The sequence below is a fragment of the Rhizobium sp. O111 genome (assembly GCF_055616315.1).
This window is the reverse complement of sequence record NZ_JBSHXL010000003.1, coordinates 858,994-879,534: the sequence shown is the minus strand read 5'-3', so window position 1 is coordinate 879,534 and position 20,541 is coordinate 858,994. Positions and strand designations below refer to the sequence as shown.

General features: G+C 57.9%; 21 protein-coding genes and 4 pseudogenes. 19 read left to right on the top strand and 6 right to left on the bottom strand.

The features are described 5' to 3' along the window. Window positions 1–83: 83 nt before the first annotated feature. The 13 genes and pseudogenes from ACVTFQ_RS30065 to ACVTFQ_RS30005 all read left to right on the top strand — a co-directional run bounded on the left by ACVTFQ_RS30065 (window position 84) and on the right by ACVTFQ_RS30005 (window position 11,336). A complete protein-coding gene (locus tag ACVTFQ_RS30065) occupies window positions 84–530 on the top strand; it encodes an NUDIX domain-containing protein (protein WP_470424457.1) in 447 nt (148 codons plus the stop codon). 114 nt (window positions 531–644) lie between these two features. After that, a complete protein-coding gene (trpB, locus tag ACVTFQ_RS30060) occupies window positions 645–1,850 on the top strand; it encodes a tryptophan synthase subunit beta (RefSeq protein WP_470424456.1) in 1,206 nt (401 codons plus the stop codon). A 472-nt stretch (window positions 1,851–2,322) separates the two neighbouring features. Further along, window positions 2,323–2,523: a DUF2256 domain-containing protein gene (locus ACVTFQ_RS30055; RefSeq protein ID WP_470424455.1), complete on the top strand. Its 201-nt coding sequence runs from the start codon at window positions 2,323–2,325 to the stop codon at window positions 2,521–2,523. 250 nt (window positions 2,524–2,773) lie between these two features. Beyond that, window positions 2,774–3,913, top strand: coding sequence for an FAD-binding domain-containing protein (locus tag ACVTFQ_RS30050; RefSeq protein WP_470424454.1), 1,140 nt, complete (start codon window positions 2,774–2,776; stop codon window positions 3,911–3,913). Then, window positions 3,910–4,257, top strand: a complete 348-nt coding sequence (locus ACVTFQ_RS30045) for a thiol-disulfide oxidoreductase DCC family protein (protein WP_112436342.1) — start codon at window positions 3,910–3,912, stop codon at window positions 4,255–4,257. The genes ACVTFQ_RS30050 and ACVTFQ_RS30045 overlap by 4 nt, the downstream gene beginning before the upstream one ends. Then, the gene (locus ACVTFQ_RS30040) at window positions 4,254–5,567 is read left to right on the top strand and encodes an ABC1 kinase family protein (RefSeq protein WP_470424453.1); all 1,314 of its coding nucleotides are present in this window, start codon (window positions 4,254–4,256) and stop codon (window positions 5,565–5,567) included. Before ACVTFQ_RS30045 ends, ACVTFQ_RS30040 begins: the two co-directional genes overlap by 4 nt. Before the next feature lie 229 nt (window positions 5,568–5,796). Continuing rightward, a complete protein-coding gene (gene phrB, locus ACVTFQ_RS30035; protein ID WP_470424452.1) occupies window positions 5,797–7,320 on the top strand; it encodes a (6-4)DNA photolyase in 1,524 nt (507 codons plus the stop codon). A 61-nt stretch (window positions 7,321–7,381) separates the two neighbouring features. Beyond that, window positions 7,382–7,743, top strand: a pseudogene (locus tag ACVTFQ_RS30030) (IS3 family transposase); the annotation flags it as partial. 345 nt (window positions 7,744–8,088) lie between these two features. Continuing rightward, entirely contained in the window at window positions 8,089–9,387 is a 1,299-nt protein-coding gene (gene blh / locus ACVTFQ_RS30025; protein ID WP_470424451.1) for a bifunctional sulfur transferase/dioxygenase Blh, read from the top strand. Continuing rightward, complete coding sequence (gene bigR, locus ACVTFQ_RS30020; RefSeq protein ID WP_470424450.1) at window positions 9,378–9,725, top strand: sulfite-sensing transcriptional repressor BigR; 348 nt, start codon at window positions 9,378–9,380, stop codon at window positions 9,723–9,725. The genes blh and bigR overlap by 10 nt, the downstream gene beginning before the upstream one ends. Further along, window positions 9,722–10,132, top strand: a complete 411-nt coding sequence (locus tag ACVTFQ_RS30015) for a YeeE/YedE family protein (protein WP_470424449.1) — start codon at window positions 9,722–9,724, stop codon at window positions 10,130–10,132. The genes bigR and ACVTFQ_RS30015 overlap by 4 nt, the downstream gene beginning before the upstream one ends. Further along, the gene (locus tag ACVTFQ_RS30010) at window positions 10,129–10,560 is read left to right on the top strand and encodes a DUF6691 family protein (protein WP_470424448.1); all 432 of its coding nucleotides are present in this window, start codon (window positions 10,129–10,131) and stop codon (window positions 10,558–10,560) included. Before ACVTFQ_RS30015 ends, ACVTFQ_RS30010 begins: the two co-directional genes overlap by 4 nt. Then, window positions 10,557–11,336, top strand: coding sequence for a sulfite exporter TauE/SafE family protein (locus tag ACVTFQ_RS30005; protein ID WP_470424447.1), 780 nt, complete (start codon window positions 10,557–10,559; stop codon window positions 11,334–11,336). The genes ACVTFQ_RS30010 and ACVTFQ_RS30005 overlap by 4 nt, the downstream gene beginning before the upstream one ends. Before the next feature lie 526 nt (window positions 11,337–11,862). On the opposite strand, the pseudogene ACVTFQ_RS30000 reads toward ACVTFQ_RS30005, so the two are convergent. From ACVTFQ_RS30000 to ACVTFQ_RS29990, 3 genes and pseudogenes are all read right to left on the bottom strand, one after another. Continuing rightward, a pseudogene (locus ACVTFQ_RS30000) lies at window positions 11,863–12,077 on the bottom strand (DUF1236 domain-containing protein); the annotation flags it as partial. A 125-nt stretch (window positions 12,078–12,202) separates the two neighbouring features. Next, entirely contained in the window at window positions 12,203–14,887 is a 2,685-nt protein-coding gene (locus ACVTFQ_RS29995; protein WP_470424446.1) for an EAL domain-containing protein, read from the bottom strand. Between the two features lie 80 nt (window positions 14,888–14,967). Continuing rightward, complete coding sequence (locus tag ACVTFQ_RS29990; protein ID WP_470424445.1) at window positions 14,968–15,951, bottom strand: FecR family protein; 984 nt, start codon at window positions 15,949–15,951, stop codon at window positions 14,968–14,970. A gap of 207 nt (window positions 15,952–16,158) precedes the next feature. Between ACVTFQ_RS29990 and ACVTFQ_RS29985 the strand changes: the two genes are divergently transcribed. Next, window positions 16,159–16,572: a CrpP-related protein gene (locus ACVTFQ_RS29985; RefSeq protein ID WP_470424444.1), complete on the top strand. Its 414-nt coding sequence runs from the start codon at window positions 16,159–16,161 to the stop codon at window positions 16,570–16,572. A 166-nt stretch (window positions 16,573–16,738) separates the two neighbouring features. Further along, entirely contained in the window at window positions 16,739–16,972 is a 234-nt protein-coding gene (locus ACVTFQ_RS29980; protein ID WP_470424443.1) for a hypothetical protein, read from the top strand. Between the two features lie 22 nt (window positions 16,973–16,994). Here the strand turns inward: ACVTFQ_RS29980 and ACVTFQ_RS29975 are convergent, their stop codons facing one another. Further along, on the bottom strand, window positions 16,995–17,231 hold the full coding sequence (locus ACVTFQ_RS29975; RefSeq protein WP_470424442.1) for a hypothetical protein: 237 nt from the start codon (window positions 17,229–17,231) through the stop codon (window positions 16,995–16,997). A gap of 32 nt (window positions 17,232–17,263) precedes the next feature. Here ACVTFQ_RS29975 and ACVTFQ_RS29970 point away from each other — a divergent pair. After that, window positions 17,264–17,418 (top strand): annotated as a pseudogene (locus tag ACVTFQ_RS29970) (SDR family oxidoreductase); the annotation flags it as partial. Window positions 17,419–17,444: 26 nt separating this feature from the next. On the opposite strand, the gene ACVTFQ_RS29965 reads toward ACVTFQ_RS29970, so the two are convergent. Then, window positions 17,445–18,335, bottom strand: a complete 891-nt coding sequence (locus ACVTFQ_RS29965; protein ID WP_470424441.1) for a LysR family transcriptional regulator — start codon at window positions 18,333–18,335, stop codon at window positions 17,445–17,447. Between the two features lie 105 nt (window positions 18,336–18,440). On the opposite strand from ACVTFQ_RS29965, the gene ACVTFQ_RS29960 reads away from it, so the two are divergent. The 3 genes and pseudogenes from ACVTFQ_RS29960 (at window position 18,441) to ACVTFQ_RS29950 (ending at window position 19,995) form a co-directional block, all read left to right on the top strand. Then, window positions 18,441–19,310 (top strand): SDR family oxidoreductase, encoded by an 870-nt coding sequence (locus tag ACVTFQ_RS29960; protein ID WP_470424634.1) that lies wholly within the window; start codon window positions 18,441–18,443, stop codon window positions 19,308–19,310. Window positions 19,311–19,347: 37 nt separating this feature from the next. Further along, window positions 19,348–19,670: pseudogene (locus ACVTFQ_RS29955) on the top strand (AtaL-like protein). A 7-nt stretch (window positions 19,671–19,677) separates the two neighbouring features. Further along, window positions 19,678–19,995, top strand: a complete 318-nt coding sequence (locus ACVTFQ_RS29950; RefSeq protein ID WP_470424633.1) for a carbonic anhydrase — start codon at window positions 19,678–19,680, stop codon at window positions 19,993–19,995. Window positions 19,996–20,051: 56 nt separating this feature from the next. Here the strand turns inward: ACVTFQ_RS29950 and ACVTFQ_RS29945 are convergent, their stop codons facing one another. Then, the gene (locus ACVTFQ_RS29945) at window positions 20,052–20,519 is read right to left on the bottom strand and encodes an Lrp/AsnC family transcriptional regulator (protein ID WP_111564779.1); all 468 of its coding nucleotides are present in this window, start codon (window positions 20,517–20,519) and stop codon (window positions 20,052–20,054) included. Between the last annotated feature and the right edge of the window lie 22 nt (window positions 20,520–20,541).

Sequence of the window (20,541 nt, the reverse complement as noted above, 5' to 3'; positions counted from 1 at the left end):
CATCCTGACTGGATTTTCGTGCGCGAGACCAGCGTCGATGAAGTGTTCTGGAATGAGAAAACTAGATGAGGTATTAACGCCCCATGGTCGGTTGTTCGAACGGCTATATAGATGCCCGAAAAAATTACGACAATACTTTGACCACGGTATTCGTTATCGCGTTTAACGGCGATGGGGAACTTCTATGTATACGCCGCGCGCGCGCTCCGGGCGTAGGTCTGTTGGGACTGCCAGGCGGATACCAGATGCGCGGAGAAACATGGCAGGAAGCCGGAGGAAGGGAAGTGCTTGAAGAGACCGGCTGTGTTATCGAAGCGACAAGTTTGCGACTAATATCACTTTCCACCGATCGCTATCACAACAACCTGATCATTGCTCGCACCGATGAGCCTGCAGAGATCACGACCTCGCATGATGATGAAAGCTTGGCCGTTCTGTTCCTGCGCTCGGCTGGCGCACGACAGGAATGGGCACACCCAGACCTTTACGACGCAGCGGCGTCATCCTTGGTGGCAATCGAGACCCCTTGAGGCCAGGATCCAGCCCCGTGCCCAACTCATGCATTCTTCGTGATCAAGTACGGACCGAACGACGGTAGACCGCATACAACCGCAATAGCTTCATAGGAAAAATAAGAGGAACAAATGCTAAAAGTTGCACCGAATGCGCTCCCGGATGAAAATGGGTTCTTTGGCAATTTTGGGGGTCGGTTCGTTTCGGAGACACTGATGCCTTTGCTTCTTTCCGTCACCGAGGAGTGGCAGGCGGCCAAAACGAGTCAAGACTTCTGGGACGAGCTGGAGGACCTGTCGCGACATTATGTTGGCAGACCGAGCCCGCTCTACTTTGCCGAAAGATTGACCGAGCGGCTACAAGGCGCGCGCATTTACCTGAAACGCGATGAACTGAACCACACTGGCTCTCATAAAATAAATAACTGCCTCGGCCAGATTCTCATTGCACTGCGCATGGGCAAAAAGCGCATTATTGCCGAGACGGGCGCTGGTCAGCACGGCGTGGCCACGGCAACGATGGCAGCACGTTTCGGCCTTGAGTGCATCATATACATGGGTGCGACAGATATCGCCCGTCAGGCGCCAAACGTCTTCCGCATGAAGCTCTTAGGCGCTGAGGTTCGCGCCGTCACCTCAGGCAATGGCACGTTGAAGGATGCCATGAACGAAGCCTTACGGGATTGGGTGTCAAACATCGAGGACACCTACTATCTGATCGGAACTGCAGCCGGCCCTCACCCCTACCCCGAGATGGTCAGGACCTTGCAATCCGTGATTGGTAGGGAAACCCGAAAGCAGATCCTGGAGTACGAAGGGCGGCTGCCCGATCTGCTGGTCGCAGCCGTCGGTGGCGGCTCGAACGCAATCGGCTTGTTCTACCCGTTTCTGGGAGATAACGGCGTTTCCCTGCGCGGCGTAGAACCGGCGGGCAAAGGGCTCGATACGAGGGAACATTGTGCATCTTTGACGAAAGGCTCGCCCGGAGTTCTCCACGGCAATCGCACCTATCTTCTGCAGGATGGCGACGGACAGATCATGGAGGGTCATTCGATCTCCGCCGGCCTTGATTATCCAGGTGTCGGGCCTGAGCATTCGTGGCTCAGGGACGAGGGCCGCGTGACCTACGCATCAGCGACTGATGTCGAAGCACTTGAGGCGTTTCAACTCCTGTCGACGGTGGAAGGCATCATTCCTGCGCTGGAGCCAGCGCATGCCATTGCTGAAGTCATGAAGATAGCACCAACCATGGACCGCGATGCCTTGATGATCGTCAATCTCTGCGGCCGCGGCGATAAGGACATCTTTACGGTATCAACGCTTTTGACGCTTGAGTAGGTTGGCAAGCGGAGTGCCGGGCGTCTTCCCATCAGGCGTACTGAACAGGCCGTGAACAGCCTAGAAATCGGATTACAGACCGCGAATTTCGGTTTACCGACAGGGTTCGCCATGCAGAGATCGCGGCCTCCAGGATCGATGAACCGCAAAACCGGTCCCACGAACAGCATGACGATGTTGAAGCCTACCACCCAGATGAACATGGTCTCTAGTTTCCGGGTCAGCGGTTGATGCCGGGGTCGAGGTGGCGTGTCGCGGCGTGCCCTATATTCGTAAAGATCCAGAAACACCGGCACCCTCCATATCGAAGCCTTGACATCTTACGGTGAAATCTGTCCGTCAGCCAAGGACAGTTGGTCGCCCCCAAACAGCGGCCACGGCCCTGCCGAGACGTGCTGGTCTGCCCTTAAGTCCGAAAAGAAAAGCGAAGTCAGGCCTAGCGTAAAAGCAACTTTTGCGTCGAAATGCACTCATGACGAAGGCTGCGGTCTCCACAGAAATAGGACAAGCGGTGATGCCGAAGATGATCAAGAAATCGGAATTGCCAACCAAAACCTGCGCAACCTGCGGATTGCCCTTCGCGTGGAGACGAAAGTGGGCGAAAAACTGGAACGATGTCAAATTCTGTTCTGACCGCTGCCGTCAGGACAAAAACATGCCGAAGGGCAACTAATCAATCCAGACGTCAGCTCACCAAGACGCTCTTCAAAGCCGCAATGCTATCGAGAATCAGTCCTAAACTTGACAGCATGCGGGCTCAAAGAGCTATGCCCCTTCCGAATGCCGGACCTAAATGTTTGATCCGCACTCTAAGTTTCTACGTATTTAGAGCATCTCAGCTGCTGGGAACTCAATTGGATTGCCGGATCTCAAAATTGGATCGAAATGCGTTCCCTCTCACACGCGAGGCGGCACTCAGCCGAATGGAAGGGTTTTTGCCCCTGGCCGGTGAGGCATACGCGCGCAAGCGCAACGTCGATCTCGGCGCGAACAGCCATGTGCATGTCTCGCGCCTATCGGCGGCACTGCGGCGTCGACTGATCAGTGAAGAGGAGTTGCTTGCCGCGGTCGTGGCGGAGCATGGCCCGGATGTCGCCGAAAAGTTTATTAGCGAGGTGTTTTGGCGCAGCTACTGGAAAGGCTGGCTTGAGCAACGACCAGGCGTTTGGGCTGGTTACAAAGAGGCAGTCGAGCGCGAGAAGCAACGACTTGAAGGCGATAGGGGTTTGGCAAGCCGCTACACCGATGCCTGCGACGGGCGCACGGGGATCGACTGCTTTGATGCGTGGTCGCAAGAGTTGCAAGCCACAGAATATCTCCACAACTGGGCGCGAATGCAGTTTGCCTCGATCTGGATTTTCACCCTCGGTTTGCCGTGGGAGCTTGGAGCTGACTTCATGCTGGAGCGTCTGGTCGACGGCGATCAGGCCTCCAATACGCTGTCATGGCGCTGGGTCGCGGGACTGCATACGAGTGGCAAACCTTACCTCGCGAATGCCGACCGCGTACAAGCGACGACCGGCGGCCGGTTCGCGCCGATTGGTCTCGCAACTCGTGCCCTTATTCCACTTGACAATGTTTCCATCCCCGATGCTTCGCCGCCGAGACTGTTTGCCTTACCGGACCCTTCTTGCCCGACGACCCTGTTGCTGACCGTCGAAGATCTGTCGTTGGAAACCTTGGCGGGAATCAATGCCCTGGATATTCAAGAGATTGCAGTGATGCCAGGGGAAACCGACGCGGACTGGTTGTCACTAGGCGACGCCCTGGTGCGAGCACGACTTCGTTGGCCCAATGCCGCGGTGATAGACTGGGTTGATATAACATCCTGGTCTGACGTTAAGGCATCAGGAAGGGTGCAAATCGTCACCGGCTTTGCTGCGGTGGGGCCAACAGCGGATCGGCTTGAGAAGCTAAAAACAGAATTGGCAGCGCAAGGTATAGCTCTTGCCGAGCACCTGCGGGACTGGGATCGGCGCACCTGGCCACACTGTCGAAAGGGTTTCTTTCACCTTCGGGAAAAGATTCCAAGCCTTCTCAATCGGAGGGGTCGCCGAGTATGACCGAACGCGTGACCGTCTGGTTTGATAGCAACTGCCCGCTGTGCCGCCGCGAAATCGCTTTGATACGACGTCTCGATCGCCGTGGAGCGATCCGTTTCCTCGATGCCTGTGACCCTGCGACCGCATGCCCCTTAAACCGAGCGGACATTTTGGCTCGGTTCCATGCAGAGGAGGCCGGCACGCTGCTGTCGGGTGCTGCAGCTTTTGCTGCAATGTGGCGCGCCATTCCGGCGCTACGCCCGCTTGGCCTGATCGCCGGTTGGCCCCCCGTCACGCCGCTGTTCGAAACAGCCTATCTCGGTTTCCTGCGTCACCGGCCCCGTCTTCAGAGGATGCTTCAATGAACGACCGTACCCGTCCCGTCCCGCAGGGCCGGCTCACTCGGCTCGCTGGCCTTGGAAAACTTGCCGGTGGTATTGCCGCTGGCGTCCTTGGCGAAGGCCTGGAAAGACTGGCACGGGGAGACCGGCCGCATTTGTCGGACTTGCTTTTGACCCCAACAAATGCCCGCAGGGTGACCGATCAGCTCTCAAGGATGCGCGGGGCCGCCATGAAACTCGGGCAGATGCTGTCGCTCGATGCCGGCGACCTGTTACCTGCTGAGTTAACCGTGATACTTTCCCAGTTGCGGGACGCGGCCCATATGATGCCATCAAGCCAGTTGCAGAAGACGCTGAATTCGGCTTGGGGTGCCGACTGGAGGCGACATTTCGCCGAATTCGATATCACACCCATTGCCGCGGCATCGATCGGTCAAGTCCATCGCGGCGTTCTCACGTCTGGGCGGCAGGTCGCGGTCAAAGTCCAATATCCAGGAGTTTCGGCTAGTATCGACGCCGATATCGACAATGTCGCCACGCTACTACGGATGTCAGGCCTGCTTCCACGAGGTCTCGATGTGGCCCCGCTTTTGGCTGAGGCAAAGCGTCAGCTCCACGACGAGGCGGATTATCTGCGCGAAGCAGAGCAAATGGGTCGTTTTGGGCATTTGCTGGCGGGAGATAGCCGTTTTGTCGTTCCCGAACCCATCGAAGCCCTGCTTCGCCCGACGATCCTGCCGATGGATTTTCTGGTGAGCGTTCCGATCGAGACGTTGGTAAGCGCCCCAGCCACCGAAGGAAGAGGTGCAACGGAAGCTCTTTTTGATCTCGTATTGAAAGAGTTGTTCGAATTCGGTCTGATGCAGACGGATCCGAACTTTGCCAATTATAGATGGCAACCAGACAGCGGACGGATTGTGCTTCTCGATTTCGGAGCAACACGGCAAGTACCAGCTCAAACCGTCGAACACTATCGTGGCCTTCTGCGTGCCGGGTTGGCGGGAGATAGGACAGCTGTCCGAGAAGCGCTTGTTTCGATGGGCTTTGTCTCAAAGGCGCAGGCTTCCAGGCACGCCCCCGCACTCGACGCGGTCATCAGAACTGGTCTGCGTCACTTGAACGCAAGCCGTGATGGATTATTTGACTTTGCGGATCGACAGTTTGTCGGAACGGTTCGCGACCAGGCCGCACCTCTCATCGCCGATCGCTCGAGCTGGGGGCTGCCGCCGCCTGACAAACTCTTCATCCAAAGGAAGATCAGCGGCATGGTGCTTCTGCTGACGCGGCTAGAGGCTCGAATGAATATAATGGACCGTCTCGCGGCCTATACTTGATGCATTACGAGCACAGCTGTCGAGCAATGCTGATCGTTCACTTTGGTGCGAAAAACGCGTGGCCGAGCAAAGAGTAAGCCAAACGCCCCTCGCATTGTCTAGCAATCCCCGCTCCACGATTGAATCATCGTAGCACTAGAGAAGATCATGCACCCATCGTCATCGAGACCTTAGCATCCGGCCGTCCCGAACGAGAACCATAGTGATTGCAGATTCGAGGAGTTTGCGTTTGGCAAAACTGATATTGATCCTGGGCGACCAGCTTTGTCCGCAGATTTCGTCGCTGGATGGCGCGAACAAGAATCAGGACGTCGTCCTGATGTGCGAGGTGATGGCCGAGGCGGCCTATGTCGGCCACCACAAGAAGAAGATCGCCTTCATTTTTTCGGCCATGCGCCATTTCGCCGATGAGCTGCGGGAGGCAGGGTTTGCGGTCCGCTATACCAAAATCGACGACGCCGACAATGGGGGCTCTTTCACAAGCGAGCTGAAGCGAGCCATCGAGAGTGTGACGCCGGAAGCGATATGTGTCACCGAACCTGGCGAATGGCGGGTGCTCGAGGAGATGAAGCGGTGGTCAAAAAGCCTTGGCATGCCAGTCGAGATTCGTCCCGACAGCCGCTTTATCTGCTCTCACGAAGAATTCGAGACCTGGGCTGCGGGTCGGAAATCGTTGACGATGGAATTCTTCTATCGCGACATGCGACGCAGGACCGGCCTCTTGATGGAAGGCGAAGCGCCGGTCGGTGGCCGCTGGAATTTCGACGCGGAAAACCGCAAGTCGGCCGAGCCTGACCTATTGCGACCGCGCCATCGCCGTTTTGAAGCCGACGAGATCACGACCGAGGTCCTCGCGACCGTTGCGAAGCTGTTTCCGGACAATTTCGGCAAGCTTGAGCGCTTTGGTTTTGCCGTCACACGGGCGGAAGCAAAAGAGGTTCTGGACGGTTTTATCGCCGATTTCCTGGCCAACTTCGGCGAAACGCAGGACGCGATGTTGCAGGATGATCCATTCCTCAATCACTCGCTCCTGTCCTTCTACATCAATATCGGCTTCCTCGACGCGTTTGCCGTCTGTCGCGCCGCAGAGCGAGCCTATTTCGACGGAGCCGCGCCGCTCAACGCCGTCGAGGGCTTCATCCGCCAGATCATCGGCTGGCGCGAATATATGCGGGGCGTCTACTGGCATGCAGGGCCAGGCTACGCAGAGAGCAATTTCTTCGACAACGACAGTCCCCTACCCTCCTTCTACTGGTCCGGCAAAACCGACATGAACTGCCTGGCGACGGTCATCAACGAGACGATCGAGAATGCCTACGCCCACCATATCCAGCGTTTGATGATCACCGGCAATTTCGCGCTGCTTGCTGGGATCGATCCAAAGGCCGTGCATCGCTGGTATCTCGAAGTTTACGCCGATGCCTATGAATGGGTCGAGCTGCCGAATGTCGTCGGCATGAGCCAGTTTGCCGACGGTGGATTTCTCGGGACTAAGCCCTATGCGGCAAGTGGAAACTACATCAACCGGATGTCCAACTATTGCGTGACCTGCCGCTTCGACCCCAAAAAGCGCATTGGCGAGGATGCGTGTCCATTCAACGCACTCTATTGGGATTTCCTCGCGCGCAATCGCAGCAAGTTACGGTCAAACCGCCGGCTGGCGCAGCCCTATGCCACCTGGGACCGGATGGATAGGGCGGTTCAGAACGAGCTACGGCAACAAGCCAGAATATTCCTGGCCAATCTCAAGTAAAATTGCCATCCACTTATAATGGAATAACGCAATGACCGCACACCCGACGCAGCCTGACAGAATCTTCGAAAGCAACCATCGCTGCTACGGCTATCGCAGACTGCAGGCGCCACTGGCAAGGTAGAGCGTGACAATCTCGGAAAAGGTTGTGCAGCGATTGATGAAACAGGAGAGTTTGGTCATCGCCAGACCGCGGCGACTGCGTTTTGGCTCGCATATGGAGGAAGTTAGTCCTGCGCCGGAGAACCTGATCAACCGGGAAAAACGGAACAGTTTTATCCTGGCGACTGGAGAACCATCACGATCAAGAAGTTTGCCCGCGAGGTTGATGCCTACATCCGATGGTACAATGAAAAGTGCATCAAGTTATCATTGGGATCACTCAGTCCCATCGAGTATCGCAGAAGTCTTGGCCTCAGCGTCCAGATCAGTCCAAGTTTTTATCCGCATCCCCACCGGAGATGCCCAGAGCGCGACATGGTGATCGGATAAAACAGCACCCAGGACATCAGCTCATAGAGCAGCTGTTCGAGCGACTTCGGCGGTTTCATGAAGTCCAAATTTTCTCCCCCTTTGCTTTCTGCCCTAACGTCCTTCTCTTATCAGCGAGAGGTGGTGATGTCTCGGCTGTCTTTCGTTCGGCGCACGCCATGCACCGAAGCGGCAGCCCCGCAGTACGCTGCGACAATCTGCCCATCGAGCGGACTTGAAGCATAAACATTATACGTTATATTAAAATGTATATGAGATCAGATTACGGAGCCAGCCATGCCTGTCATCAAGATTTGCGAGAAGCTCTCGGTCTCGCCACAGCCGAGCGTCGACGATATCAGGTCCCTGCGTGACCAGGGATTTGCGACGCTTATCAACAACCGTCCCGACGCCGAGGACGCCGCCCAGCCGGGAACGGAGGCCGAACGCCAGGCGGCCGAACATTGCGGCCTCTCCTATTTCTTCGTTCCCGTCACGCTCGGCACCATTACCGAAGCGGACGTGCGATCGTTCCAGAAGGCGCTCGACGCGTCCGACGGCCGGGTGTTCGCCCATTGCAAGTCCGGCACGAGATCCCTCAGCCTGTATCTGATCGGCGAGGTTCTGGACGGGCGGATGGCTGCCGAAGACGTCATCGAGTTCGGCCGTGCCCACGGCTTCGACACGAGCGCCGCCGCGGCCTGGCTCAAGCAGCACGCGGCACGCCGCCCGCAAGTGAAGGGCTTCTTCGACAAGCGCACCTGGAGTGTCCAGTATGTCGTGTCCGATCCCGATACCCGCAAGTGCGCCATCATCGATCCGGTGCTGGATTTCGACGAAAAGGCCGGAGCCACAGCGACCATCAATGCCGACGCGATCCTCGACTATATCAGGGAGAATGATCTGACGGTCGAGTGGATCCTCGACACCCACCCGCATGCCGACCATTTCTCCGCGGCCCAGTATCTGAAGGAGAAGACCGGTGCCAGAACCGCGATCGGCGAACGCGTCGTGGATGTGCAGCGGCTGTGGAAGGGGATCTACAACTGGCCAGAGCTCGTCACCGACGGCTCGCAATGGGACCGGCTCTTCGCTCACGGCGAGACATTCAAGGTCGGCTGCATCGACGCCAAGGTGATGTTCTCGCCAGGCCATACGCTTGCCTCGATCACCTATGTGGTCGGCGACGCGGCCTTCGTCCATGACACGCTGTTCATGCCCGACAGCGGCACGGCGCGCGCCGACTTTCCGGGTGGCGACGCCCGCATCCTTTGGACGTCGATCCAGGACATCCTCACCCTGCCGGACGAGACCCGCATCTTCACCGGACACGACTACCAGCGAGGCGGCCGTGCTCCGCGCTGGGAGAGCACTGTCGCCGAGCAGAAGAAGTCCAACGGGCATCTTGCTGGCGTGAGCGAAGACCAGTTCGTCGCGCTGCGGACGAAACGTGACAAGACGCTGCCGATGCCGAAGCTGATCCTGCACGCCCTGCAGGTGAATATTCGCGGCGGACGTTTGCCGGAGCCTGAAGCCAATGGCAAGCGCTACCTCAAGTTTCCGCTCGACGCATTGCAGGGAGCCGCATGGGAATGAGTCCCGTATCGAAAGCTGTAGCGAAGGCAGGCCTCTCCCTTGCCGAGATGGCAGGCCGGGCCGGAGAGGTTGCCGATCTCCTGAAGACGTTGTCCCACCAGGCGCGGCTGACGATCGTGTGCACGCTGGTCGAGGGCGAGTTCTCGGTCAGCGAACTCGAGGAAAAACTCGACTTCCATCAGCCGCATCTTTCTCAATATCTGACGGTGCTGCGGAACTCGGGCATTGTCGAAACCCGGCGGGAGGGAAAGCAGATATTCTACCGCCTGACGGAAGAGAAGGCGGCCCGGCTCGTCGGCGCCCTCTACGATATCTTCTGTGCGGAGGAAGAGACATGACCCCCTATCTCCAGTCTTTGGCAGGCGGCATGCTGATTGGCGCATCCGCGGCCATGCTCCTGCTTTTGAACGGCCGGATTGCCGGCATTAGCGGCATCGTCGGGCGTCTGGCGCAAGGCGTCGGACTGATCACCAATCTCGCCTTCGTGCTTGGCCTCCTGATCGGGCCGTTGGCGTACCTGCTGGCATTCGGCGGGTGGCCGATCGTCGAGATCACCGCAACCTGGCCGCTGATCATCGTTGCCGGGCTTCTCGTTGGCTTCGGCTCGCGCATGGGCTCTGGTTGCACCAGCGGGCACGGCGTTCTCGGGCTTGCCCGCCTGTCGCCGAGATCCGTGGTGGCCGTCGCCACATTCCTGGCGGCCGGCGTGATGGCCGTCGCAGTTCTTCGAGGACTTGGATTATGAGCAGAAACAGCTACCAATTCGGCGCCGCCGTTGCCTCAGGCATCGTCTTCGGCATCGGCTTGTCGCTCTCCGGCATGCTGAACCCTGTTCGAGTCCAGGGCTTCCTCGACGTCTTCGGCAACTGGGATCCAAGTCTTGCCTTCGTGCTCGGCGGCGCCGTCGCCGTCGCCTTCGTCGGCGTGCAGGTGATGAAGCGGATGCGGCACCCGGCCTTCGACGACAGCTTCCATTTGCCCACGAACCGAAAGATCGACGCGCCGCTTGTCATTGGTTCGGCGCTCTTCGGTCTCGGCTGGGGGATTGGCGGCTTCTGCCCCGGTCCTGCTGTCGCCTCCCTGTCGGTTGGCATACCCCAGACGGTCCTTTTCGTCTTGGCCATGCTGATCGGCATGACCCTTTACGACCGGGTCTGGAGCACAAGGACATGACTGGTTCCGTCTTTGCGGCCGTCGGTTCCGGCGGGATCGTCGGCTTCATGCTCGGCCTTCTAGGCGGTGGCGGGTCGATCCTGGCGACCCCGCTCCTCCTCTACGTCGTCGGCGTCGCCCAGCCGCATGTCGCGATCGGGACCGGCGCGCTGGCGGTCTCGGTGAACGCCTTCGCCAACTTCGCGAGCCACGCCATCAAGGGGCACGTCTGGTGGCGGTGCGCAGCCGTCTTCTCCGCGCTAGGCGTCCTCGGCGCGCTTGCCGGCTCCAGCCTCGGAAAGGCGATGGACGGAGACCGGCTGATCTTCCTGTTCGGCATACTGATGGTCGTGGTCGGCGCTCTTATGCTCAAGCCCAGGAAGCCGACACCAGTCGAAAATCGGCCGGTCGATCTCAGGATGTGCCTTGTCACTGCGGCCGTGGCGCTTGCCGCGGGAGCGGCTTCCGGCTTCTTCGGGATCGGCGGGGGGTTCCTGATCGTCCCAGGTCTGATGCTTGCCACCGGCATGCCGATGATTAACGCGATCGGCACGTCGCTCCTCTCAGTCGGCGCGTTCGGGCTGGCAACCGCGCTGAACTATGCAGCGTCCGGGCTGGTGGACTGGTGGCTAGCAGCCGAGTTCATCGGTGGAGGCGTTGTTGGCGGCCTGCTTGGCATGATGCTCGCGACGCGGCTGAGCGCCTACAAAAACGTCCTCAACCGCTTGTTCGGGGCGCTCATATTCATCGTCGCCGGCTATATCTTCTACCGGAGCGGGGGCGCCACGTCCTCTTGAGGTCAGCCCTGCCAGGCGCCGGGTATGGTTGGCCTGAACATTCATCACCCAACGTTGTGATCTAATGGACCGAGATGTGAAGTCACGATGTCGTTTCCGGAACAGAGGTGGCGGCATCAAGTTTGAGGTCATCAACAATGAAGTCGTCATGACCTTCCTTGGTCTCGAAGCCGAAATGCTGGGCGCGGCTGCAGTTCGCGTTCACCAATGTTGAAACGCTCGACCAGCTGCCTTGCGATCTCCGACCCTGTCAGCCCATCGGCGAGGCGCACGTCCAGAATGGCGATATCGGCCTCGGGAGCCAACTCCAGAGATCGGGATCCCTCAGATCGCGCAAGTCCTGCTCCGTGGTCTCCGCCATGCCGATGGAGGCCAATTCCGCTGCGACCGTAACCGTGCCCACGACCGTGGCTATTCCAAACGCAGCGCTTGCGAGGCCGTGGATGTTCGCCCGCCGCAACTCGGCGGCGGCGGTCCAATCGGGTCAGGCGGCACGGGCAGTTGCCGGGCCGCCAACCGGGCTCGATCAATTGATGACATGGATCACCTTGCGGGCCGAAGGTTCGATAATGACCCGCTCGTTGTTGACGATCGCGTAGCCATATCTCGGGTTCTCGGGAACCGGCGTGACCACGACAGCTCTGGCAAGGCATGACCGACGACGACCTTTTCCTGCACGACGACAGGCGCTGCCGGAGCCGGCGCTTCGCGAACATAAGTAACAACCTTTGCCGGCGGCGGCAGCGCCGGACAAACGGCTGTAATTGCTGCAGGCTCCGATGGCGCAGCCACGTAGGTGGCGCTGGAAGTAATGATGGCGAAAAAGAAATGTACTTATAGTGATTGATCGCAACTCCATTACGAGGTCACGTTCCAACTGCCAGAAGTGCGGTGGTACGCTCAAAGAGCTCCTGCGCCGCCTGTGGCTTCCCAAAGAGATAGCCTTGCCCCGTTTCGCATCCGAGCCATTGCAGGGTTTCGACCTCAGACTTGCCCTCGATCCCCTCCGCGACGACGGCGAGCTTCAGCCCATGCGCCAGCGAAACAACAGCTTTGACAATTTCCAGAGCACCACCATCGGCGTTCATGACCCGAACGAAAGACTGGTCGATTTTCAGCTTATCCAAAGGAAGCGAAGCCAGGTAACTCATTGACGAGTAGCCCGTGCCGAAATCGTCAAGTGCTATGGAAATTCCCACACCTCTCAATCTGCGCATTTTCTCGATAGTTGGTCCGCCTTGCTCCAAAAATGTGGACTCGGTCAACTCGAGGCAGAGACGCGACGCGGCCAAACCGGAAGCGGCTATTGCTTCCTGAACACTCGCCTCAACGTCGGACCTTGCGAACTGAATAGGAGACACGTTGACTGCCACCGAGATGTCGCCTGGCCAATTGGCTGCCTCTGTGCATGCTTCCATCAGTGTCCAGCGCCCCATTTCGCATATAAGCCCGGTGGACTCCGCGATCGGGATGAATTCGAGAGGCGAGATAAGACCGAATTCCGGATGCTGCCACCTGATAAGAGCCTCAGCGCCGATCAGCCGGCCACTGGCGAGTTCGATTTGTGGCTGGTACAGCAAGAAGAATTGGCTTTGTACGAGCGCCTCTCGCATGTCAGCTTCCAGACGCCGCGCTCGCGCTTGGCGAACGGCCGAAGCGGGATCATATTGCGCCCACTGGCGGCCAGGCACAGAGCGTACCAAATCCAGTGCGGACTCGGCCTCCCTGACGCGGCTTTCAGCACTGGCATCGGCGTTCTGCGCAATACCAACCCGAATACCGACAGGTACCGAGGTGAACCCGACGGCGATTGGATCCGTAAACAGATCAAGAAGCCTAGAAGCGACACGTTCCGCCTCTTCAAGGTCCGGGGAACTCAAAGCGACTGCGAAAATATCTCCTGCCAATCTGGCAATGAGGATCTCGCCCAACTCTGAACGCAGGTGGGTGGCTATAGCCCTCAGCACGTCGTCGCCGGTATCCCGACCAAGGGTCGCGCAGACGCCAGAAAATCGCTCGACGTCAAGCACCGCGATTTGGCGGGCCTCCTTGGACACATCAAGGCGGGCTGCGAACTCGCGACGATTGAGAAGCCCAGTGAGCTCATCGTGTTCGGCTAGGTATCGCAGCCGTTCATGATATAGTCGACGAGCTGTCACGTCTCTTAAAATGAGGCAGCCAGCAAAACCGTCATCATGTTGAGTAGCGTCAGTTCGCTCGTTCGGTGAGATCGTTGTGACGACCTCGAGATGAACGGTCTTCGCACCGACCTGCGTCGAGAACTCCATGGTCGTCGAATGAATTTTCGAAGGGTCGGCGCAATGTTTCGCGATGAGCACCTGCACGGCTTCGACAACTGTAGGATCGGCATGGCTGAAAAGATCGTTACCGACCTTTGTATTGAATAGCTGCTTGGCAGACTGGCTCGCTTCGATAATTTTGAGACGACCGTCGAACGCAATGACACCGTCGGAACTGTCTTGAATGATCCGTTCCATCAACCGGCGGGTATTTTTCCTCTCGACGTTTGCGACGACAAGGAGCATTTGCCCGAAATCAAGCCGTTCATTGAGAAACATCAGAAAAGAAAGCGACAGGATCAACCACGGGACGGCGGTTCCAATGATGAAACCGAACTCCTTCTGAAGAAGAAACGCGACGATTTCGATCAGCAACCCCAAAGATCCCGTAAGAATTGCCAAGCTTGCGATGCCGATCGAGCGCCAGGTCAGAGCGACCACAATCAGCACCGCGGAAAAAAACAACTCAAGGGGTAGTTGGTTGAAGGTGCGAAGGTCCCTATTCTGCAACAAGGTTTCGGCTGCAAGAACATGGATCATTGGACCAGCCAACACGCTATAAATTGGAACGGGGAAGATGTCCTTCAGTTCAGTGGCCGAGGCTCCAACAACAATCGATCTCCCTCTCAGCGCATCGGCGCCCACATGACCGTTGAGCACGTCGGACAAAGCGAACGTCGGAACGGTATCCGGACGTATTGAAAAATCAATCAAAGACGTCCCGGTATGCCTGTCTGATTTCGCCAAAGAAGCCGCAGCGGATTGCGTGGAGACGGCATCAGATTCCTCTCCAAGCGAGAAGCGACGAACATTGCCATCCAGATCCAATGCAACATTTGCGAACACTGGCCATGACTTCTCGGCCAGCAAGCCAATCGGCTTGGTGATAGTGGTTTTAAAACCCGTAGCTGTGACTTGCTGGCGAAAAACTGGGAGAAGGACACTTCCACCAGCTCGGTCGAGACCTGCGGCAAGCTTATCATCCTCAGACTTCTGTGAAGGTGTGCTGAAGTCGACGTCGATGAAAATGTCACCAGCACCAGCAGCGGAAATCCGGTCGATCAGCTCGGCGTATACGCCACGTGGCCAAGGCCAGATACCTATAGCGTCCAAGCTCTTTTTATCGATGGCTATGAACGCGAGCGCCCCGGTGGCACTGCGGGGAGCCATTTGAAATCGCTTCGCGACGAAGTTGTCGTTCCAATTCTGCACCACAAACATACCGGGCGCGACCAACGGCAATGCTATCATGCTGGCAATTAGAGCAAGTCGAAGGACAACAGACCCAGATCTACCGCCTAGCGACCTCCAGAGAGCCTTGGATTTGGCAATCACTTGTTGTTGCCCCTGCCGCCGTTACCATTTCCACTGTTTCCGTTTCCGGTTGCACCCCCATTACCATTGCCGTTCCCGTTATTCCCGTTTCCATTTCCTCCACCACCACTGTTGCCGTTACCACCGTTACCATTGCCGCCGCCGCTGCCGTTCCCGCTTGCGCCACCGTTGCCGTTTCCATTCCCGTTATTTCCTTTGCCGTTTCCACCACTGTTGTGGCCGCTGTTGCCATTTCCACTGGTGTTGCCGCCGGAACCGCCAGCGTTTCCATTACTGCCACCTTCTCCACTTGCGTTGCTGCTTTTGCTATCAGACGCTCCTTTACCTGCGGAAGCGCGGCCGACGGTTACCGGTCCTCCGCTCGGCTTCACTTGCCCGATTGCAGGAATGCGCGCAGCCGAACGCGGAACACTAATAATGGATGGTTCTACTTGGCCCGACACTGTCATTCCTTGATTGCGATCAACAGCCGCTTTCTGACGGGGACCGATGTTGGACCGCTGTCCGCTCGCAAATGAGGTAACTTCAACCAGTCCCCGATCCACTGAAACGGATGCCTTGGTCCTGCCGACCGTCACGTGAAAGATGGTTCCCTTCACGACGGCGGCGAGAAACGGCGTCTGAACAGTCGTATGAGGCTGGCTTCTCCTTTCGATCTCGAGGTCAATCGAACCAACCTGCTGAAGGATCTCAGTCTTGCGGGCGAAGAAGCCAGACGTTGTGATGGAAGCGAGTGTGTCTGGTTGCAATGAGATTGCTTCGACGCCTCGCGTAAGCTGCAGTCGCCCGCGAGGCCCAGTCGAGAGCCATGCCTTGTTTGGAACTACATCTCCAACATGGACGTCGGACCAGGTCGATTGATCGACCGTTACCTTAACCTGACTTGTGGTCTTAACGACAACCCAGTCATCGCTGGCAGCCTGGGCTGGACCGGAAAAGAAAACAACCACCAGAAAAACCCAACGAAAAACAAACGACATGCACTGCCCCCTAGATTGATAATGGTATAAGGGCACGCTTCAGTTAAGAATGATTATAGAGAAGCAGCAATAGCCCTCGTCCGCTGGCGTACAGAACCGGTCGCTGCCGCAACCGTGGCGGCGTTGACCTACAACCGTTGCCAGGCGAGAAACTGATAGTCGTGCACCTTGAAATAGACTGCATTTGAGTTAGTTGCCTCGCAATTCTTGGGGGCACGTTTGACGATTGATGAATTGATTGACCTACAGGAGGCGGTTGGGAGAGCTCGGTTGTTAGGCCTACCCATGCATGACAATCCCTATGTTCGTCCACAGCAGCTAGCTAAGTCAGATCCCGATTTGGTTGGAGACCGCGCGATCAGGCACGATGCTTGGAAGTTCGGTTGGGAAGTGGAAGATGCAGCCTTAAGGATACACATCTCACGTCGTTTCAACGAGGATGCCGACGATTACGCCGATGCGCATTCGTTTCGGGCCAGGAAAGGGGCAGCGCTTGCATTTGCATGCAGCAACGCCTTCCCCCCCAGGTCACGCGCTTTGCGGCGGGCTTCTCCGAGACCTTTCACGGCGAGCTCTGGCGGATCTATCCGCTGTCGATCCCAAATAAACGGTCACGATTGAGGTCACCGAAAAGATCGATCTCAGACAAGGTCTTGTCGAGAATATCCCCCCCTCAATCTCGCCTTTCCGCCTCTCGTTCTCGTGCCAGTCATCGCCATCATCATCTGGGCTTGCGATCAAAAACGGCCTTGGAAGTATCAGGGGACTGGTTTCGCAGATCAGGACAATGACGTCGGACGATCTATCGATTATCGCCACCAGGACGTTGCTGCGGGATCTCACCCCGCTTGTGCACCCACTCAACAATCTCCTGCGCAAGCTCGGCCGCTCGCTGACCATGGAGCGGCGTTTCTCCGATCTTGCCGCCCATCGGCTCCGTAGGCCACAGGCCGGCATCAAGCTGCTGCTGCAGCATCGTCGCTCCATAAATCGAGGCGCACTGCACCCATCGCATCCGTGAATGTCAGCTCGGTTTTCCTGTCCTATCCGGCGGCATAAAGGCCCATGTTTTGGCCGAGGACGTCGCCCGCCCACAACGTCACGAGACTATAAATAGCGAGGAGCGAAGGTGTCGTGCGAAGGATAGCGTTACCTCTCCACTGGCGCTGCGTCTCCACACCCAGATGAGCGCGTGTTTCTGCGAAGGTCACCTCGATTTGCCAGCGACGGACAAAGTAGGCAATGATTTGGCTTGGCTCGAGATCGGTGTCGGTGCTCATGAGCGCTTGAGGTGCGCGGCGGCCTAATTCGAGATGCGCTTGCCAACATGATTCCTCTCGGCCGTGTGGGCAGACCTGATCAGGTGGCGCGGCAGCCCTCTTCCTTGCCAGCGACGAGAGCAGTTTCACGACAGGTGCGGAACTAGCGGTCGACTGGGGGTATGGCTCAGGTCTGATCCAATATTAAAAGTGTGGAGCAGGCTGGCCAAGTTGTCACTTACTAATGTAGGCTGCCAGTTCATCGGGGGTTGCGTTGGGAAAAGTCTGCTTCAAGTATTCCAGGAATGCCGAGACACGGGCGCTGAGCAGTCGCCGCGATGGATAAAGCGCCCATAGAGCGATCTCCGAACCCTCGACATCTCCCCAATGTTGCAAAGTCCCGTCTGCCAGATCGTGGTCTACCAGCGAGATCGGCAGACGTGCAGCGCCAACGCCGGCTCGCACAGCATCCCGAACCATAATGAGGGACGAAAGCGAGAGGACCGGTTCGATCCTTATCTTTGCAGGGCCCTTAGACGTCATGAAGTTCCAGGTCTCAGGACTGCTGGATCCACGCACGACGGCCGGGGCCGGTAGTTCGCCGCGAGGGCGGGTAAGATCAGGGCTCGCCACAACGACCAGCCGGTCACGCAGGAAAGCTCGACCGACAAGAGTTTCGTCCGGATCTGGATTAACCCGGATCACCAAGTCATATCCCTCCTCGATCATGTCGACGGCCCGGTCTTCCGCGGTGATCTCCAACCGCACCTCCGGATGTCTTAACGCAAAGCCCGCGGCAATCTTGCCCATGGCAGTTTGCGACAGAAGAAGCGGCGCACTGATCCGCAATCGGCCGCGCGGCGTCTCAGCGCCCGAAGCAATCGCTGCCGCCGTTTCGTCCACTTCGGTCAGCAGCGCGGCTGTTCGCTCGTAAAGAGCCCGCCCTTCCTCGGTAAGCTTGAGGTTACGCGCGCCACGTTCGAACAAACGTAGTGACAGGGAAGCCTCTAGCTCGGTTACGCGCCGCGACAGTGTCGCCTTAGGCCGGCCGGTGGCCCGCGCAGCTCTCCCGAACCCTCCATGGCGGGCAACCAGGTTAAAGTCAGCAAGAGCAATCAGGTCCATTGTCGTTCCATCTGTGAGACGGCAAGTCTAAAATATCGGACTATCGAGCCATCAGTGAACCATCCATATTCGGCGTGTCAAGCATCCAAACCCGGAGATTCTTCCATGACCGTTCTCGTTACCGGCGCCACGGGTAATATTGGCAGCCAAGTCATCCAGCACCTTGTCAATCACGGCGCTGAAGTTCGCGCCCTCGTCCGCCATCCCTCCAAGGCAAATTTCCCTGCAGGCGTTGACGTCGTGAAAGGTGACTTCCTCGACGTCGACTCGCTGCACAGCGCCTTTGACGGAGTTTCCACCCTGTTCTTGCTCAACGCTGTAGCACCGGACGAATTCACCCAGGCTCTGATCGCGCTTAATGTGGCTCGCGCAGCTGGCATTGAACGCATCGTCTATCTGTCGGTCATTCACCCCGATGTTTACGTGAACGTGCCGCACTTTGCCGGCAAGTTCGGCGTCGAGCGGATGATCGAGCAGATGAGCCTTCATGCCACCATCCTACGCCCGGCCTACTTCATCCAAAACGATCTGACGATCAAGGACGTCATCACAGGCCACGGCGTCTACCCGATGCCCGTCGGCGACAAGGGACTCGCCATGATTGATGCGCGAGATATCGCGGAGATCGCCGCCCTTGAGCTGTTGCGTCGCGAGCATGCCGCACAGCCACTCCCGTTCACGCGGATCAATCTGGTCGGGCCCGCGGCGCTTACCGGAACGGAAATCGCCGCCATCTGGACGGACGTAATTGGCCGTCACATCCACTACGGCGGCGATGATACCGCGGCATTCGAGCAGAACCTCAAGCAGTTCATGCCAGCCTGGATGGCTTACGACATGCGCATGATGGGCGAGCGCTTCCTGACTGACGGAATGCTGCCTGAGGACGGTGATGTCGAGCGCCTGACGACGCTCCTCGGCCGTCCACTCCGTTCTTATCGCGCCTTTGCCTCGGAGACCACGGCCTCTCTCTGAGGAAGGCCGTCCCACATCTCGAACGAGGAACATCATCATGATTTATTCGACCGCAACCGTTACGGTGAACCCCGAAGGCGAAACAAAACTTACCCAGGAGCAGGTCTGGAAGGGCCTGGAGCTGAAGGTGCGCGATGCGCGCCTGTTTCTCCCGCCCGGTCTCTGCACACGCTGCGATGTCGTGGAAACGGCTTACTGAAGCTTGGATTCCACTGCTATCTCGGTTTGCGCGACAACCAGCCTGGCGGCCCGGAAGAGCGGGCCGAGCAGGCGCAGTTCGACAGCGACGAGGGCTGCAGATCGGCGCTGCTGTCGACGCTGAAGCGGGCGCGCGAACTGCTCGCAGAAGGCAAGCTCTGATCACGCACTGGCCTTCAAGCGGATCCTGCGTTATGCAGACTCCGCCCGTGTCGTGAACGAGGCCCGGCAGCACAAGGACGAAACCGCCAAGGTTGCGTCGATGGTGCGTGAAAATGTCATCGCTCAGCTCGCCAACATCCAGCCCCACCCGTCGGTACGGTTCGCCCTCGCAGAAGGGCGCGTCACCCTCCATGGCTGGATTTACGACATCGCGAGCGGGCTTATCGAAGCTTTCGATGGCAGCAGGGGCGCCTTCGTTTCCCTTGCGGACAATCCCGAGGTCCAAGCCATCAAATATCAAGCCAGGCGCGTTGCAACGATGTAGTTTCTAGGGCGGAAACTGTCTCATGCCCTAATTCAACCCATACATGCCGGCGCCGATCACTCGTCCATCGGGAACGCAAAACCAGCTTTCACTCGATCCATCACGACCATGGTCTTGAACCCTTTGATATCGTGGTTCTCATAGAAGAACCTGCGCGTGAAGGCTTCGTAGTCCTCCATGTCCTTCGCCGTTATCACCAAGATGAAATCGGCATCGCCCGTCACGTAATAGCCGATCATCACTTCTCGGGTGGCGCGGATCGCCGCCTTGAAACGATCAACGATATCGGCCCGTTCGCGCTCAAGCGAGACAAGGACGATCATTGTAATCCCACGACCGGCCGCCTTGGGTGAGACGATCGATACGTCCGCCTCGATCACCCCTTCCTCACGCAATCGCTTCAGACGGCGCTGACAAGCCGTCGGCGAGAGATTGATGATCTTTGCCAACTCTTCCGAGGTCAAGCGGTTGTTCTTCTGGACGGCATCGAGGAGTGCCCTGTCGGCTCGATCAAGCGTTAGCATGCGGAAATCCTGCGATCAGCAC

What these genes read in the sequence shown, in the direction of transcription:
- ACVTFQ_RS30065 (WP_470424457.1), top strand. Translation starts at nt 84, where the DNA reads ATGGTCGGTTGTTCGAACGGCTATATAGATGCCCGAAAAAATTACGAC.
- trpB (WP_470424456.1), top strand. Translation starts at nt 645, where the DNA reads ATGCTAAAAGTTGCACCGAATGCGCTCCCGGATGAAAATGGGTTCTTT.
- ACVTFQ_RS30055 (WP_470424455.1), top strand. Translation starts at nt 2,323, where the DNA reads ATGACGAAGGCTGCGGTCTCCACAGAAATAGGACAAGCGGTGATGCCG.
- ACVTFQ_RS30050 (WP_470424454.1), top strand. Translation starts at nt 2,774, where the DNA reads ATGGAAGGGTTTTTGCCCCTGGCCGGTGAGGCATACGCGCGCAAGCGC.
- ACVTFQ_RS30045 (WP_112436342.1), top strand. Translation starts at nt 3,910, where the DNA reads ATGACCGAACGCGTGACCGTCTGGTTTGATAGCAACTGCCCGCTGTGC.
- ACVTFQ_RS30040 (WP_470424453.1), top strand. Translation starts at nt 4,254, where the DNA reads ATGAACGACCGTACCCGTCCCGTCCCGCAGGGCCGGCTCACTCGGCTC.
- blh (WP_470424451.1), top strand. Translation starts at nt 8,089, where the DNA reads ATGCCTGTCATCAAGATTTGCGAGAAGCTCTCGGTCTCGCCACAGCCG.
- bigR (WP_470424450.1), top strand. Translation starts at nt 9,378, where the DNA reads ATGGGAATGAGTCCCGTATCGAAAGCTGTAGCGAAGGCAGGCCTCTCC.
- ACVTFQ_RS30015 (WP_470424449.1), top strand. Translation starts at nt 9,722, where the DNA reads ATGACCCCCTATCTCCAGTCTTTGGCAGGCGGCATGCTGATTGGCGCA.
- ACVTFQ_RS30010 (WP_470424448.1), top strand. Translation starts at nt 10,129, where the DNA reads ATGAGCAGAAACAGCTACCAATTCGGCGCCGCCGTTGCCTCAGGCATC.
- ACVTFQ_RS30005 (WP_470424447.1), top strand. Translation starts at nt 10,557, where the DNA reads ATGACTGGTTCCGTCTTTGCGGCCGTCGGTTCCGGCGGGATCGTCGGC.
- ACVTFQ_RS29995 (WP_470424446.1), bottom strand. Translation starts at nt 14,887, where the DNA reads ATGATAGCATTGCCGTTGGTCGCGCCCGGTATGTTTGTGGTGCAGAAT.
- ACVTFQ_RS29990 (WP_470424445.1), bottom strand. Translation starts at nt 15,951, where the DNA reads ATGTCGTTTGTTTTTCGTTGGGTTTTTCTGGTGGTTGTTTTCTTTTCC.
- ACVTFQ_RS29980 (WP_470424443.1), top strand. Translation starts at nt 16,739, where the DNA reads ATGACGTCGGACGATCTATCGATTATCGCCACCAGGACGTTGCTGCGG.
- ACVTFQ_RS29975 (WP_470424442.1), bottom strand. Translation starts at nt 17,231, where the DNA reads ATGAGCACCGACACCGATCTCGAGCCAAGCCAAATCATTGCCTACTTT.
- ACVTFQ_RS29965 (WP_470424441.1), bottom strand. Translation starts at nt 18,335, where the DNA reads ATGGACCTGATTGCTCTTGCTGACTTTAACCTGGTTGCCCGCCATGGA.
- ACVTFQ_RS29960 (WP_470424634.1), top strand. Translation starts at nt 18,441, where the DNA reads ATGACCGTTCTCGTTACCGGCGCCACGGGTAATATTGGCAGCCAAGTC.
- ACVTFQ_RS29945 (WP_111564779.1), bottom strand. Translation starts at nt 20,519, where the DNA reads ATGCTAACGCTTGATCGAGCCGACAGGGCACTCCTCGATGCCGTCCAG.